Source organism: Bradyrhizobium sp. Kon58, assembly GCF_055807455.1.
The window spans coordinates 160,210-173,775 of record NZ_JBVVOT010000001.1; the positions used below are offsets into that span (position 1 = coordinate 160,210).

General features: G+C 64.6%; 17 protein-coding genes. 10 read left to right on the forward strand and 7 right to left on the reverse strand.

The features are described from left to right. Positions 1 to 47 precede the first annotated feature (47 nt). Positions 48 to 1,970: an FAD-binding monooxygenase gene (locus AC0L20_RS00805; RefSeq protein WP_473287052.1), complete on the reverse strand. Its 1,923-nt coding sequence runs from the start codon at positions 1,968 to 1,970 to the stop codon at positions 48 to 50. 103 nt (positions 1,971 to 2,073) lie between these two features. Here AC0L20_RS00805 and AC0L20_RS00810 point away from each other — a divergent pair, with 103 nt between their 5' ends. Then, a complete protein-coding gene (locus tag AC0L20_RS00810) occupies positions 2,074 to 2,538 on the forward strand; it encodes a MarR family winged helix-turn-helix transcriptional regulator (RefSeq protein ID WP_063992621.1) in 465 nt (154 codons plus the stop codon). Positions 2,539 to 2,717: 179 nt separating this feature from the next. Then, positions 2,718 to 3,146 (forward strand): COG4315 family predicted lipoprotein, encoded by a 429-nt coding sequence (locus AC0L20_RS00815; protein ID WP_473287055.1) that lies wholly within the window; start codon positions 2,718 to 2,720, stop codon positions 3,144 to 3,146. Positions 3,147 to 3,153: 7 nt separating this feature from the next. On the opposite strand, the gene AC0L20_RS00820 is transcribed toward AC0L20_RS00815, so the two are convergent. Next, on the reverse strand, positions 3,154 to 3,771 hold the full coding sequence (locus tag AC0L20_RS00820) for a L,D-transpeptidase (RefSeq protein WP_456769638.1): 618 nt from the start codon (positions 3,769 to 3,771) through the stop codon (positions 3,154 to 3,156). A 355-nt stretch (positions 3,772 to 4,126) separates the two neighbouring features. Between AC0L20_RS00820 and AC0L20_RS00825 the strand changes: the two genes are divergently transcribed. The 4 genes from AC0L20_RS00825 to AC0L20_RS00840 all read left to right on the forward strand — a co-directional run bounded on the left by AC0L20_RS00825 (position 4,127) and on the right by AC0L20_RS00840 (position 6,593). After that, the gene (locus AC0L20_RS00825) at positions 4,127 to 5,146 is read left to right on the forward strand and encodes a hypothetical protein (RefSeq protein ID WP_473287057.1); all 1,020 of its coding nucleotides are present in this window, start codon (positions 4,127 to 4,129) and stop codon (positions 5,144 to 5,146) included. A 373-nt stretch (positions 5,147 to 5,519) separates the two neighbouring features. Beyond that, positions 5,520 to 5,750, forward strand: coding sequence for a DUF6894 family protein (locus AC0L20_RS00830; protein WP_007591727.1), 231 nt, complete (start codon positions 5,520 to 5,522; stop codon positions 5,748 to 5,750). A 92-nt stretch (positions 5,751 to 5,842) separates the two neighbouring features. Next, entirely contained in the window at positions 5,843 to 6,232 is a 390-nt protein-coding gene (locus AC0L20_RS00835) for a hypothetical protein (RefSeq protein WP_027517634.1), read from the forward strand. A 109-nt stretch (positions 6,233 to 6,341) separates the two neighbouring features. Next, the gene (locus AC0L20_RS00840) at positions 6,342 to 6,593 is read left to right on the forward strand and encodes a hypothetical protein (protein ID WP_456764572.1); all 252 of its coding nucleotides are present in this window, start codon (positions 6,342 to 6,344) and stop codon (positions 6,591 to 6,593) included. Between the two features lie 13 nt (positions 6,594 to 6,606). Here the strand turns inward: AC0L20_RS00840 and AC0L20_RS00845 are convergent, their stop codons facing one another. From AC0L20_RS00845 to AC0L20_RS00865, 5 genes are all read right to left on the reverse strand, one after another. Next, positions 6,607 to 6,792, reverse strand: a complete 186-nt coding sequence (locus AC0L20_RS00845; protein WP_007609561.1) for a hypothetical protein — start codon at positions 6,790 to 6,792, stop codon at positions 6,607 to 6,609. 176 nt (positions 6,793 to 6,968) lie between these two features. Beyond that, positions 6,969 to 7,250: a cell division topological specificity factor MinE gene (gene minE, locus AC0L20_RS00850; RefSeq protein WP_007609560.1), complete on the reverse strand. Its 282-nt coding sequence runs from the start codon at positions 7,248 to 7,250 to the stop codon at positions 6,969 to 6,971. Further along, complete coding sequence (gene minD / locus AC0L20_RS00855) at positions 7,247 to 8,062, reverse strand: septum site-determining protein MinD (protein ID WP_007591740.1); 816 nt, start codon at positions 8,060 to 8,062, stop codon at positions 7,247 to 7,249. The genes minE and minD overlap by 4 nt, the downstream gene beginning before the upstream one ends. 19 nt (positions 8,063 to 8,081) lie before the next feature. Continuing rightward, on the reverse strand, positions 8,082 to 8,780 hold the full coding sequence (gene minC / locus AC0L20_RS00860; protein ID WP_473287058.1) for a septum site-determining protein MinC: 699 nt from the start codon (positions 8,778 to 8,780) through the stop codon (positions 8,082 to 8,084). A gap of 284 nt (positions 8,781 to 9,064) precedes the next feature. Beyond that, a complete protein-coding gene (locus AC0L20_RS00865; protein WP_473287059.1) occupies positions 9,065 to 10,081 on the reverse strand; it encodes an ABC transporter substrate-binding protein in 1,017 nt (338 codons plus the stop codon). 100 nt (positions 10,082 to 10,181) lie between these two features. Here AC0L20_RS00865 and AC0L20_RS00870 point away from each other — a divergent pair, with 100 nt between their 5' ends. The 4 genes from AC0L20_RS00870 to AC0L20_RS00885 all read left to right on the forward strand — a co-directional run bounded on the left by AC0L20_RS00870 (position 10,182) and on the right by AC0L20_RS00885 (position 13,562). Continuing rightward, on the forward strand, positions 10,182 to 10,829 hold the full coding sequence (locus tag AC0L20_RS00870; protein ID WP_007609554.1) for a TetR/AcrR family transcriptional regulator: 648 nt from the start codon (positions 10,182 to 10,184) through the stop codon (positions 10,827 to 10,829). An 85-nt stretch (positions 10,830 to 10,914) separates the two neighbouring features. Next, a complete protein-coding gene (locus AC0L20_RS00875; protein ID WP_473287060.1) occupies positions 10,915 to 11,685 on the forward strand; it encodes an ABC transporter permease in 771 nt (256 codons plus the stop codon). A 31-nt stretch (positions 11,686 to 11,716) separates the two neighbouring features. Next, complete coding sequence (locus AC0L20_RS00880) at positions 11,717 to 12,754, forward strand: NAD-dependent epimerase/dehydratase family protein (protein ID WP_473287061.1); 1,038 nt, start codon at positions 11,717 to 11,719, stop codon at positions 12,752 to 12,754. Beyond that, positions 12,741 to 13,562 (forward strand): GNAT family N-acetyltransferase, encoded by an 822-nt coding sequence (locus AC0L20_RS00885; protein ID WP_473287062.1) that lies wholly within the window; start codon positions 12,741 to 12,743, stop codon positions 13,560 to 13,562. The genes AC0L20_RS00880 and AC0L20_RS00885 overlap by 14 nt, the downstream gene beginning before the upstream one ends. Positions 13,563 to 13,566 lie beyond the last annotated feature (4 nt).

Below are 13,566 nucleotides of genomic sequence, written 5' to 3' on the forward strand. Positions count from 1 at the left end.
GCCGTTCATCGACACCACGCGCAGAGAGAGTGTGCGCCGCCGTCCCGTCAGTTCACTTGCAGCATAAACCCGTCGAAGTACGCAGCAAGCGCAGCAAAATCATCGAGCGGCAGCACGGTCGCGACATACTGATCCGGCCGCACTACGACCATGCAGCCCGCCTTGCGGTCGATACTGCGCATGGCGAAAACGTCTTGACCATTCTTGAGGTCCGGACAGAACATCTTCTCGTAGTCGATCAGGCCGTACCGGCCCTTGCGCGGAAGCAGCAGCGCCGGCATCGCCTCCACGGCGAGCTCGCGATGATCCTGCTGGAAGACCGCCCGCAGGTCGATCACGCTGTCGATGTCGGCGGCCGCCGGCGTGTAACGCCGGACCGGCGACTCCCGCGCCTCGGAAAGAAAATTGCACAAGGCGCGAATGGCCGAGCCGGCTGCTGCCGGATTCTCGGCGCGGGAGAAAGCGTAGATGCGGAAGCGGCCATCCGCGGACGCTGCGTGACCGAGATGCACCGGCTTGGCATCCGCAAGCCGGATCACGGGCGCGGAATGAAAGCGCGTGCCGATGACGAAGCCTTGCGCGAGATGCTGGTGGGACGTCGCTCCGGTCAGAACCGACGGGCGGTAATGCGTCGCCGTGCCCGCGGTGTAGCGACCGTGCCTGACGAAATAGTCCTGCGTCCTGGCGGCATCGGCGCCGCCGGCCTTGGCGGCGGACGCAAGAATCCCCGCCCATTCGCGGTCGAAATCGATCAGCTCTTTCGCAACCGCCTGGCGCTCGGCCGAATAGGAGTGCAGTAGGCTTGGCGCAGACTGCTTCCGCAAGACGGCAGCGAGCTTCCAGCCGAGATTGAAGGCGTCTTGCATCGAGACGTTCATGCCCTGCCCTGCCTTCGGGCTGTGGGTGTGGCACGCATCGCCGGCGATGAAGATCCGCGGCAGACGCGTAGCGATCTCGGTCTCCGGCACGTCGTCGAACTTATCGGTCAGGCGCTGGCCGATCTCGTAGACCGACCACCACGCGATCTCCTTCACATCGAGCGTATGCGGCTTCAGGATCCGCTGCGCTTTCGCGATCACGTCATCGGCGGTGATGTTGCGATTGGCGACGCGCTCGCCGATGTCGAGCTTGGCGAGCTCGACATAGAGGCGGACCATGTAGCCGCCCTCGCGCGGAATGATCAGCAGGCTGCCGTCCTTTGCCGACTGGATCAGAGCCTTGAAGCGGATGTCCGGAAAATCGGTCACCGCCAGCACGTCCATCACGCCCCAGGCATGATTGGCGGAATCGCCGAGCAACTCGCGGCCGATCGATTTGCGCACCATGCTGCGGGCGCCGTCGCAGCCGACGACGTAGCGCGCCTTGATCGTCTCCACCTTGCCCGCGTTCTCGGCATCGACCCGTTCGAGCCGCGCCGTCACGGCGTGGTCGGCGGGACCCGCGGCCGGATCGACCTGAAGGTCGAGCAGGCGCCGGCTGTAATGGGGCTCGAGCCTGGCCGGCGCCTTGCGCATGACGTCGAGAAAACCGTCATGGATGCGCGCCTGGTTGAGGATGACATGCGGGAATTCCGACAAACCGTCCTCGACGTCCTGCACCCGGCCGCTGCGCACGATATGTTCCGGCATCCGCTCGTCCGGCTTCCAGAACGTCGTCTCGTTCACCCAACAGGCTTCCTTCAGGACGCGCTCACTGAATCCGAAGGCGTGAAACATCTCCATGGTGCGGCAGGCAATGCCGTCGGCCTGCCCGACCAGCAAGCGGGCCGGCTTCTGCTCGACGATGCAGGTCTTGATGTCGGCAAACTGCGCAAGCTGGGCCGCGAGCGTCAGGCCCGCAGGGCCACAGCCGACGATGAGGACATCGACCTCTTCGGGCACGCCCCCCGTTGCGCCCGAAGCCTGAATGCGCGCGGCGGGATCGGCGATTTCAGGGTCGCCCGGCTGAAATCCATTGAGATGGAATTGCATGAGCACCTCTCCCGGAAACGTTCTGTTTGGATATTGCTCAGTATGCTGACTATCAGTATACTTGTCAATGATCCCGGCCGTCCTGCCCCAACGGAGAAATTCGGTGAAAGACAATAACGACATGCCCGGACATCTGGCGCGCCGATTCCAGCAGATCGCGGTCGCGGTGTTTCTGGCCGAGGTCGGGGATGCCGGCTTCGACCTTACGCCGGTGCAATACGCCGCGCTCGCAACCATCAAGGCCAATCCGGGACTCGACCAGGTGACGCTCGCGGGATTGATTGCCTACGACCGCACCACCATCACCGGCGTGATCGACCGCCTCGTGCAGAAGGGCCTCGCGGAGCGCCGCGCCTCGCGCCGCGACCGCCGTGCCCGCGAGCTCGAGATCACCGACGAAGGCCGCCGCACCCTGCGCAAGATCACGCCGGCCGTCGAATCCGCGCAACGCATCATGCTGCGTGGCCTCAGCGCGAAGGAAGGTGAGGATCTGATGCGCCTTCTGCACAAGGCCATCGCCGCCGGCAACGAGCTCAGCCGCGCCCCGCTGCGCGAGGTGCAGGCATAGAGCGTTTTCGAGCGAAGTGGATACCGGTTCGCGTCAAGAAAACGCGCCAAGACAGAAAGCCCCGTAATTCTACCCCTAATAGTCGCAGATCCGCGAAACCAGGAACTAACCTTCGGCTGTTAGGCTCGGCCGCATTCGGCGTTTAACGCGCGATTAACTTTGCCGGTCTGGAGTTTCGGATGTTCAGGTTCCTCATTGCGGCGGCGGCCATCGCACTCTCGACCGCTCCGTCGCTGGCGAACGGCCATGGCGGCGGCGATGCCCCTCCTCCGCCGAAGCCCGCGACCTCACCGGCGAAGGTGATCCTGACCAAGCAGGGCCCCACGCTTGTCGACCTCAATGGCATGACGCTCTACTATTACGAGCGCGATACCACGGGCAAGACGTCGAACTGCAACGGCAAATGCGTCGAGAGCTGGGTCCCGTTGTCCGCAACGGCCGATGCCAAGGCGATCGGCGATTTCACCGTGATCAACCGCAACGACGGCAGCAAGATGTGGGCATATCGCTATCGTCCGCTCTACACCTCGCCGGCCGACAAGGCGCCGGGCGAGGCCAACGGCAATGCGACAACGCTGCAATGGCGCATTGCCCGTCCCGAGAACTAGGGCGACCTCACCCGCGCCAGCTGGGCCGCGCCTCGACTTGCGCGTTCTGTCCGGGCGGCAACACCACGACCATCGAATTGAGCTTCACCCGGTCATAGAGATCGATCACGTCCTCGTTGCGCATCCGGATGCATCCGGACGAGATCGCCTGCCCGATATATTCCGGCTGGTTGGTGCCGTGGATGCGGTAGAGCGTGTCCTTGTTGCCGGCATAGAGATAGATGCCCCGCGCACCCAGGGGATTGGCGGGGCCACCGGGGACGCGCGCCGGATAGGGCCCGAGCCGCGCCTGGATGTCCGCCGTTGGAACCCAGTCCGGCCATTCCGCCAGACGACCGACCCGCGCAACCCCGGAGAACGCCATGGCTTCCTCGCCGACCGCGACGCCGTAGCGGATCGCCTTGCCGTCGGGCAGCACGAAATAGAGATAGCGCGCATCGGTATCGACCAGGATCGTGCCCGGCTGCTCCTTGCGCGGATAATCGACGATGTGACGAAGATATTGCTCGGGCACGTTCGCCTGCGCGTACGGCGTATGCGCCAGCAACTGCCGGTCGCGCGACGTCATGCTCGCATCTGTCGATGGCGAAAGCGTCGTCTGCATGCAGCCGCCCAACGGCAGCATGGCAAGGACGAATAGAACGAATAAGGATCTTGGCACCGCCGGCCCCGATAGCGATAGCAGCGCCCCCAGCGACGCCAGATGCTGCCAAAATCGTGCTGAAAACAAGGCATTGCGGAACAATTGCGCGTGTTTTCTGAGGCGGGTTCCATCACCACAAACGGCGCAAGAGCGTCGCACAGTCTCCATCCCCTCGCCTTGCTTTGGTCAAACCCGGCTGGACTCGTGCGTCATGGCTTGGGCCTCGGGGAATTGGACGGGCTCACCTCAACGGATCTGCTCGCGCGAATGCGGACGGCCAACACTTCAACTACTCAACACCCGGGCATCAAAACACCCGGGCTTCAAAGGAGCTGCGATGCTCGCGACGCTGAACTCTCGGCAAATCGTCGATGAGATCGTGAAGGACACGGTCACGAACAACGACCCGCACGACGCCGTGCAGATTTCGCCTGACATTGTGCTGGCCTCGCGGCCTCTCAGCGTCGCCCCCGCGCTCGCGCCTGAGATCAAGAGCCGACCGGAACCCAAGATAGATCCGGCGTTCACTCTGAAGTCCCGAACGGATCCGGAGCCGAAGTTCAGTCCACTCGTAGAGCCGCAGGCGGCAGCGCCCTCGGTCGACACCGCCGTGCGCGTCGCGCCCGGTGATGGTCTCAGCCGGCAGAAGCGCTCCTCGGCCGGAAAATGGCTGCGCGGTGCGTTCGTCACGATGCTGTTTGCGGGCGGAAGCGCGGCCGCCACTGTCGCCTGGGAGAAACATGGCGACACCGCAAAACAGATGCTCGCCGAATGGACGCCGGTATTGGCGTCGCTGCTGCCTTCGACCTCGCAGACGGCACCGGTCGCCGCCGCACAGGCCGCGCCGCCTGCGGACCAGGCCGCGACGGACCAGGCCGCAACGGATCAAGCGGCCGACCAATCTGCGGCCCCGCCCGCAACCCAGGTTGCGGCAGCAGTGCCCACGGCAACACAATCCGATCCTGCACAATCGGTGCAGTCGATGACGCGCGATCTCGCCGCGATGGCGCAACAGATCGAGCAGCTCAAGGCCAACATCGCCGAGTTGAAGGCCGGGCAGGAGCAGATGGCGCGCGAGATGGCGAAGCCGCCCGCGCTGAAGCCCGTGGCCGATGCGAAGCCGCGCGTCGATCCGCGCGCGCAAATGTCCGCGCTGCCGCCGCGGCCTGCTGCGCCGCCGGTTCGCAAGCCCAAGCCGGTGGTGTCGCACACCTACATGCCGGCTTATTCGCCCGCGCCGCTCGCTCCGCCGCCGCCGTCGCAGGCTGCCGCAGTCCCACCGCCAGCTGCCATGACGACGCAAGCCGTTGCCGACGACGACGGACCTGTCGTACGCCCGCCAATGCCGCTGCGCTGAACCATCGTCACGCGACGACACGAAAGCGTCGCGCCAGCGATGCTGTCCGAGTCGATGTGATGCGTTGACTCCGGGTGACTACGGGAAGCGGCGCTTCGATCGTTTTCGATTAAGAGAAAAGGCCGTCGGGATTTATGCCGGCGGCCTTCTCTTGCGGCTGCCGGTTCCCGGAGCCCGGTTCTGCTGCAATTCCATGCCTCATGATCACGCCGACATATTTAATAAAATCTTAACACGCTTGAATGCTGCACATCATTTCTGCGCCATAAGCACAGAGATTGCGCGCGCCGTTCATTCGATAAACATCGACTCAGTGGTACCATCGGTCACGTGTTGAAAGCCGAAGCTCAATTCGTCACACCGGGGAATTCGGATGCCTTACTATTCCTTCGATCTCGTGGTTGGTGAAGAGTTCAAGAACCAGGGCGGCATCATCCTCGAAGACATCGAGGTCGCCTCCGATCGCGCCGTTCAACTGGCCACCGAGCTGTCGCAGGTGAAGCCCGAGTTGCAAAGCAAGGGTTGCGCTGTGCGCGTCACCGACCGCGATCACAAAGAGGTCTATCGCACGCCGCTCGATCCGGTGCCGGCCTGGCGGCGCTAGCCCGCCGGCCGTCTTCGCAGCCGCACGCTATCCCCATTGCGGAGCGGCGCGCCAGCCGCTAGCCTTCCCAAAAATCCGGGGAGGTACCAAGGATGCGCACTGGTTTTCTGATGACGGCCCTGTTGCTGCTGGCGGCGCCGGCCCAAGCGGCCGACCATCCACGTTCGACCTATGTCACGCTGGTCTTGCAGGCCTTCGCCGCCAAGGTCGAATGTCCCGGCACCGATGTCGTCTACCAGGATCTGGTGCAGAAGGCGGAGCAGATGCAGCTGCCCGAAGGCACCACCGAGAAGGTCCGCAAGGCGATCGCCTGGATGCACACCGGCGGCAAATTGGGCGAGAAGCAGGACGACGATCTGATGGCCGAGGTCGCGGTGGCCACCCAGGCGACCGACCTCAACCAACGCCGCCTCGGCATGCCCAGCTGGTGCGAGGCCCAGAAGACCAACCTCGCCGGCCTGATCCGCAGCAAGGGCGGCTAGCGTTGTTGCGCGGCGTTAAGCACGCCGCGCCGGAACTTTTGCTTCGGCCAATAATCGTCACAATCCTCGCCAGCATGCGGCTCTCTTCGAATTCGAACAGGGGAGCCCCATGCGGATCAACCATGTCCTTCTCGCCGTCGCGTTTGCCGTCGCCACGATCCTGACTGCGCCGGTGATGGCGAAGAATTCAGACGCCCAGAAGGGCGAGGACAAATCGACCTCGTCGTCATCGTGCAGCGCCTATCAGCAGGCGCCGGACGGCTCGTGGGAGCCGCTGCCCTGCAAGGAAACGGGCGAGCGCTCCCAGCCGCAGACGCAGCATCGTACGTCGCCGCAGGGCGCCGACCGCGGGGAGCGTTGAACGCGCGGGAGTATCAGCTCTGGTGCGGACCGCGTATGATCTTCATCGCGTCGGCGATGTGACGCCACTCTTTGGCGTCATCGGCCTCGCCGCGGCCCTCGCAGGCCCGGGCCTGTTCGGCGGCCTTCGCGATCGCCGCAAAACCATGCTGTTCCAGCATCTGGCGCGCGACGGTGTGGACCTGGACCTCGGTCATCATGGGCGTTCTCCCGTTTGAGGAAACCGCGGTGCATCGCGCCGCCGCGGGTTGTTCACAACGATTGAGCCCTTGACCTCGTTCCGTAGCGTTCATACCGGCGCGCAAAAGGCGGCCCGCTATGCCCAGCGGACCGCCTTCTCACCCACCCCAAATTCGAAGCGTCGCAGCCGAAATCCCTACCCGGCCGCCGCGCGCCTGCGCTCGAAATCATTGGGCACCTCGATATCGACCTCGAGGGTCGAGACCTCGTCGCCGCGATCGAGCCGGACGATGACCTTGGTCGGGTCCAGCGTGACGTGCCTGGAGACGACCGCGAGAATTTCCTCACGCAGCACACCGAGCAGATCGGGCTGGCCGCGCAGTCCGCGTTCATGAGCAAGCAGGATCTGCAACCGTTCGCGCGCGACGGGTGCAGAGGCCTTGTTGCCGCGGAGAAGCCGAAGCAAACCCATGCTCATGCGGCCCTCCTTCGCAGCAGGCGGTCCATGAAGCCCTTGCGCTCGGTCGGCACCTGCATCGGCACGGTGTCGCCGCACAGCCGCCGCGCCGCGTCGATATAGGCCCGCGCCGGAGCACCTTCCGCGTTCGACAGCGTCACCGGCGTGCCTACATTGGAGGCGCGCAGCACGTCCTGGCTCTCCGGGATGATGCCGAGCAAGGGTGTTGCAAGAATTTCGAGGATGTCCTCGATGGTCAGCATCTCGCCGCGCGCGGCGCGCGAGGGATCATAGCGGGTGATGAGGATATGCTTCTCGACCCGCTCGCCCTTCTCGGCCCGCACCGTCTTGGAATCGAGCATGCCGATGATGCGATCTGAATCGCGCACCGAGGAGACTTCCGGATTGGTGACGATCACGGCTTCGTCGGCAAAGCGCATCGCCATGGAGGCGCCGCGCTCGATGCCCGCCGGGCTGTCGCAGATCACCCAGTCGAAACGGCTGCGCAGATCGTCTATGACCTTGCCCACGCCCTCTTCGGTCAGCGCGTCCTTGTCGCGGGTTTGCGAGGCCGGCAGCAGCCAGAGGTTCTCCAGCCGCTTGTCCTTGATCAGCGCCTGCGGCAGCTTTGCGACACCCTGCACCACGTTGATGAGGTCGAACACGACGCGGCGTTCGGCGCCCATCACGAGGTCGAGGTTGCGCAAGCCGACGTCGAAATCGACGACGACGACCTTTTCGCCGCGTTGCGCGAGCGCAGCTCCCAGCGCGGCGGTCGTCGTGGTCTTGCCGACGCCCCCCTTGCCTGACGTCACGACCAGTACCTTGGCCATCTCTCAAATCTCCTTCTGGTCAGTTCAGCGCGGTAATTCGCATGGTGTTGCCCTGCAGCCAGGCCTGGGCCGGCTTGCCGCGCAGGGCCGCGTCGATATCGTCGGCGGTCTGGTAAAAACCATCGATTGCAAGCAGTTCGGCCTCGATCTTCTGACAATAGATGCGTGCGCTCGTGTGACCGTTCACGCCCGCCATGGCACGGCCGCGCAGCGCGCCGTAGATGTGAATGGAGCCGCCGGCAACGACCTCGGCGCCGGAGCCGACAGAACCCAAAATGGTGACGTCGCCTTCGGGGAAGATCACGGTCTGGCCGGAGCGCACGGGGCTTTCGAGCAGCAGCGATGTCGGCTTGGTCTCGACCTTGGCCTCAACCTTCTTGGGCGCACTCGGCTCGACCACGCAGCTGCGCCCGCCCGACAGCAGCGGCGGCATCACGGGGGTCAGCCGCGCCTCCTCCACGCCCTCGATCCCGAGCACGCGGATGTTGCGGTCCTGAAGGCTGGTGAGCAGATGGCCGATGCCGGACTGGCTGAGATCGACCGAGGACAGGTCGATCACCACGGGGCGGCCGGCGAAGAAGCCCGGGGAGCGCGCGATGGTGGTATCGATCTCCTGCAGCCAGTCCTGGATGGGAACCGTCGGCACGAACACGAAGGCCACATAGGAGCGCCCGCGCAGGCGCACCATTTGGCGTTGAGGTTTTACTGCAGCCTCCATAGCGGCCGACTCGTTCCCTGTTATTGAATGGTTAACGATGCCGCCGATATGGTTAATGGCCGGTTAATTTCTCCGTGGGGTTACGTGGAGTGGTGGGCGTCGGGCCGTGGCTCTCGGCGACGGGCAGCCGCCCCGATCTCCAGCGTCGTCCTGGCGAAAGCCAGGACCCATACCGCGGAATCCATCGATGCGGACGGTGGGAGTACCGAACCACGAGTCTTCGCCAAATCGCGCCCTGGGGTAATGGGTCCTGGCTTTCGCCAGGACGACGATAAGGAAGCCCCCTACTTCTTCACCTTGCTCGCATCCATTTTGATCGCGGGGTCGAGCATCTTGGTCGTGAACGCCGTCGTGACGTCGAATGGCTTCTCCATGCCGAGATAGGTCTGGACCAGCTCGTAGTCCTTCTTCATGCGCTCGCCGTCGATCCAGCCGAGCGCCTTCGTCGTCGTGAATTCGTCCGTCATCAGGAACTTGATGCGCTCCCACTGGCGCTCCTGGTTCTCCTTGTCGAGACCGGAGACCTGGTCGAGCAGCGCCTTCAGGCAGGGCGCGGCGTCGGCGACGCAAGTCGCAAACGCCTTTTGCGTGACCCGCACGAACTCCTCGACCAGCTTCGGGTTCTTCTGCAGATAGCCGCCGTTGACGATCAGCGAATTGCCGTAAGGATTGAGCCCAATGTCCTTCCAATTGACGTAGCCGAGATCGGGCCCGAACTCGATCACCTTCAAATCGTGCTCGTTGTAGAAGTCGCTGATGATGTCGACGGTATGGCTCTTCAGCGCGGCGATCTTCGCCGTCGGCCCGACATTGACGAAGCCGACGGAGTCGGGCGCAAGCCCTGCAGCCTTGGCGAAGGCCGGCCACATCACGCGCGAGGCGTCCCCGGGCGGATTGCCGATCTTGTGGCCGGCAAAATCCTTCACCCCGTTCACGCCGTAGCTCTTCAGCCAGTAGAAGGTCTGGCCGGTGTTGGCGTAGACGCTCATCACGGCAACAGCGTCGGCGCCCTTGCTCTTCGCCACCAGCATGGTGGCGAGATCGGCGACGCCGAAGGGCGAGCCGCCGGAGCCGACCTTTGCGGCGGAGACGCCGGAGCCCTTGCCGACCTCGATGGTCAGATCGATGCCCGCCTTCTCGTACCAGCCTTGCGCCTTGGCGTAATAATAAGGCGAGTGATCGGCCGTCGGTGCCCAGTTCAGGATCAGGTTGACCGCCTCGCCCGCGGTCGCGGGCACGACTGGTGATCCGAGCATCAGGGCCACAGCCAGGGCCGAGCCCGCCGCCTGCAAACGCTTCATCGCATCTCTCCTCGTTGCCCGCGACCGGCTTGTCGCTCTCCCCCTGTGAGGATACCAATGCAACAAGGCCGCCCTCAACTTGTCAACTGTTTGGTTGGAAATGCCCGCAAAACGTTCAGGCGACACCGTGCCGCAGCGGCGCGACCCGGTCGCCACCCGCAAGAAGCTGCTCACCGCGGCGCGCGAGGAGTTCGCCCGGCACGGCTTTGCCGGTGCACGCGTCGACGAGATCGCGGAGCGCGCCGGCGTCAACAAGCAGCTCGTCTATCACTATTTCGGCGACAAGGACGCGCTCTATCTTGCCGTGCTCGAATGGGTTTACGCCGATATCCGCGAACAGGAGCGCCAGCTCAATCTCGAAGGCCTGCCGCCTGAAAAGGCGATCCGGAAGCTGATCGAGGCCTCGTTCGATTACTTGGCGGCAAACCCCGATTTCATCGTGCTTCTGAACGACGAGAACCGCGGGGGCGCCCGCCACGTCCGTGGCTCGACGCGGCTGGAGGCGATGCATTCGCCGCTGGTGAAGAGCGTGTCCCACATCCTTCACGAGGGCGTCCGCGCCGGCATGTTCCGCAAGGGGATCGACCCGATCCAGCTCTATATCTCCATCGCGGGCCTCAGCTATTTCTATCTCTCGAACACGCCGACGCTGTCGGCGATCTTCGGCAAGGACCTGTCGAGCCGGGCCGCGCGCCGCGCCCGCCGCCGGCACGTCGCCGATCTCGTGCTGCATTCGCTCCGCCCGTAATCAACCAACTGGTTGAAACTTCCCTCAAGGACGGTTAGGCTTGAGACCAGGCGGCAAGGTGGCCGCTGGCAACAGGGAGCAACCGGTGACAGGAGACGGCGCCCGCAACACGCGCAGCTTTGCGATCGTCCTGATCGTGCACCTCGCCGTGCTCGTGCTCTGGCAGGTCCTGGTCGATGCCTTCCACGTGCCGAAGTTCATCCTGCCCTCGCCGCTCGCGACAATCCAGACGCTGGGAACCGCGAGCTACGCCTGGGGCGCCAATACGCTGGTGACGGCGATCGAGATCCTTGGCGGCTTTGCGCTCGGCGCATTCGTCGGCGTGGCGCTGGCCGTGATCTTCAGCTGGGCGCCGCTGATCAGCCTCGTACTGCTGCCGCTGTTCGTGACGCTGAACATGATTCCGAAGGTCGCGCTCGGCCCGCTCCTCATCGTCTGGTTCTCCTACGGCATCGTGCCGAACATCCTGATCGCCTTCAGCATCTGTTTCTTTCCGATCCTGCTCACCACCGCGCGTGGCTTGCGCGAGGTCGAGCCGGATCTGCTCGATCTGGTCAAATCGCTGCGCGGCTCGCGCTGGACGCTGTTCCGCAAGATCCAGCTGCCGGGATCGCTGCCTTACATATTCTCCGGCATGAAGGTCGGCGCCATCCTCGCGGTGGCCGGCGCCGTCGTCGGCGAGTTCATCGCCTCCGAGCGCGGGCTCGGCTACCTCATGATCCAGGTGCAGTCGTCGCTCGACACGCCCGCGATGGTGATGGCCGTCGTGCTGCTGACACTGCTCGGTGTCGCGCTTTACGGCTTCGTCCTCGCCCTCGAACGCATGTTCGTCGTCGGTGACGCAACACCGACTTGAAACGTCAAAGCCAAGACCAGGGACCACAACCATGCTCCTGACCCGCCAGACACTGCCGAAGACCATCCCTGATATCGCTGCGCTCGACGATCTCCTGTGCCGGCCGACGCAGGCATTGATCGACGACCTCGCCAGGGTTGACGGCGACATCATGATCCTCGGCGTCGCCGGCAAGATGGGGCCGACGCTGGCGGGGCTCGCCAAAGCCGCAGCGCCCGATCGCCGCGTCATCGGCGTCGCCCGCTTCAGCGACGCCAGCGTCAAGGACTGGCTGCACGCGCGTGGCGTCGAGACCGTCAACTGCGATTTGATGGACGAGGTGGCCATTCAGGCGCTGCCGAAGGCGCCCAACATCGTCTTCATGGCTGGCCGCAAATTCGGCGCGGAGGGCGACCTCTCGCTGACCTGGGCGATGAATGCGCACGTGCCGGCACTGGTCGCGCAGGCCTTCCCGTCATCGCGGATCGTGGCGTTCTCAACCGGCTGCATCTATCCTTTCGTCCCCGTTGACGGCAAAGGCTCGGGCGAGGACATGGCGCCGAACCCGCCCGGCGAGTACGCCCAGTCCTGCGTCGGCCGCGAGCGCATGTTCGAGTATTTTTCGCGCAAGTTCGGAACGCCCGGGCGGCTGTTCCGCCTCAATTACGCGATCGACATGCGCTATGGCGTGCTCCACGACATCGCATCGAAGGTGCTCACGGGCACGCCGATCGACGTCAGCATCGGTCATGTCAATTTCATCTGGCAGGGCGATGCCTCGTCCCAGGCGCTGCGCTGCCTCGCGCATTGCACGGCGCCGACCTCGCCGATCAATGTCAGCGGCCACGAGATTTTGGCGGTGCGCGACCTCGCAGCGAGATTCGGCGCGAGGTTCGGCCGCGCGCCGGTGCTGACAGGAAACGAACAGCCGACGGCGTGGCTGACCGACACGTCCAAGGCCGTCGAGCTGTTCGGCCTGCCGGTCGTGGACACCGAGCAGCTGATCGCCTGGACCGCGGATTGGGTGTCCCGCGCCATGCCGAGCCTCGGCAAGCCCACCAAATACGAGGTGCGCGATGGACGCTACTGACGATCCGGCCATCATCAAGCTCGGCGCCGACGATGCGATCGCCGGGCTCGTGCTGTCGACGGAAGCACACTGGAACCAGACCGAGGAGGACTGGCGCATCTTCCTGCACGATGGAATCGTATTCGGCATTCGCGACGGCAGACGGCTGGTGGCAACCGCGGCCCTGCTGCCCTACTCCAGCAAAAACGCCTGGATCAGCATGGTGCTGGTATCAGGCACCCATCGCCGTCGCGGCCTGGCAACGCGCCTCGTCGATGCCTGCCTCGAAACTGCCCGCAGGAACGGCCTGACGAGCTGGCTCGACGCAACACCCGACGGTGCTGCCGTCTATGGACCGCTCGGGTTCACGCCGACGCTGCAATTGCGCCGCCTCAAGCTGGTGAAATCCGCGTTCGCGTCCGCGCAGCCACCTTCATCCGCGACGCTCGACGCGCTCCGCGCGCGTGACCGGCGCGCTACGGGCCTCGATCGAACCGCCCTGCTCTCCAACTTCGCTCAGCGTCCCGGCTCACGCATCGTTTCCGCGAACGGCGCCATCGCGCTGGTTCGCGACGGACGCACCGCGCGCCATATCGGTCCGCTGTTTGCCGACGACACGGCAGCCGCGCTGGCCCTGGTCGATGCCATCGCGCGATCGGAGACCGGGCCGCTGCTGCTCGACGCCGTCGCGTCGCACGCCGCGTTCCCTGAAGGATTGACCGCATCGGGCTGGAGCATCGAACGGCCGTTCCAGCGCATGCGGTTCGGCCCCGCCATAGCCACGGGTGAGGACATGCCATTCGCCGTTGCCGGCCCTGAATTCGGATAGGACA

Coding starts and splice junctions, on each gene's coding strand:
- AC0L20_RS00805 (WP_473287052.1), bottom strand. CDS start 1,970: ATGCAATTCCATCTCAATGGATTTCAGCCGGGCGACCCTGAAATCGCC.
- AC0L20_RS00815 (WP_473287055.1), top strand. CDS start 2,718: ATGTTCAGGTTCCTCATTGCGGCGGCGGCCATCGCACTCTCGACCGCT.
- AC0L20_RS00820 (WP_456769638.1), bottom strand. CDS start 3,771: ATGCTGCCGTTGGGCGGCTGCATGCAGACGACGCTTTCGCCATCGACA.
- AC0L20_RS00825 (WP_473287057.1), top strand. CDS start 4,127: ATGCTCGCGACGCTGAACTCTCGGCAAATCGTCGATGAGATCGTGAAG.
- AC0L20_RS00830 (WP_007591727.1), top strand. CDS start 5,520: ATGCCTTACTATTCCTTCGATCTCGTGGTTGGTGAAGAGTTCAAGAAC.
- AC0L20_RS00835 (WP_027517634.1), top strand. CDS start 5,843: ATGCGCACTGGTTTTCTGATGACGGCCCTGTTGCTGCTGGCGGCGCCG.
- AC0L20_RS00840 (WP_456764572.1), top strand. CDS start 6,342: ATGCGGATCAACCATGTCCTTCTCGCCGTCGCGTTTGCCGTCGCCACG.
- AC0L20_RS00845 (WP_007609561.1), bottom strand. CDS start 6,792: ATGATGACCGAGGTCCAGGTCCACACCGTCGCGCGCCAGATGCTGGAA.
- minE (WP_007609560.1), bottom strand. CDS start 7,250: ATGAGCATGGGTTTGCTTCGGCTTCTCCGCGGCAACAAGGCCTCTGCA.
- minD (WP_007591740.1), bottom strand. CDS start 8,062: ATGGCCAAGGTACTGGTCGTGACGTCAGGCAAGGGGGGCGTCGGCAAG.
- minC (WP_473287058.1), bottom strand. CDS start 8,780: ATGGAGGCTGCAGTAAAACCTCAACGCCAAATGGTGCGCCTGCGCGGG.
- AC0L20_RS00865 (WP_473287059.1), bottom strand. CDS start 10,081: ATGAAGCGTTTGCAGGCGGCGGGCTCGGCCCTGGCTGTGGCCCTGATG.
- AC0L20_RS00870 (WP_007609554.1), top strand. CDS start 10,182: ATGCCCGCAAAACGTTCAGGCGACACCGTGCCGCAGCGGCGCGACCCG.
- AC0L20_RS00880 (WP_473287061.1), top strand. CDS start 11,717: ATGCTCCTGACCCGCCAGACACTGCCGAAGACCATCCCTGATATCGCT.
- AC0L20_RS00885 (WP_473287062.1), top strand. CDS start 12,741: ATGGACGCTACTGACGATCCGGCCATCATCAAGCTCGGCGCCGACGAT.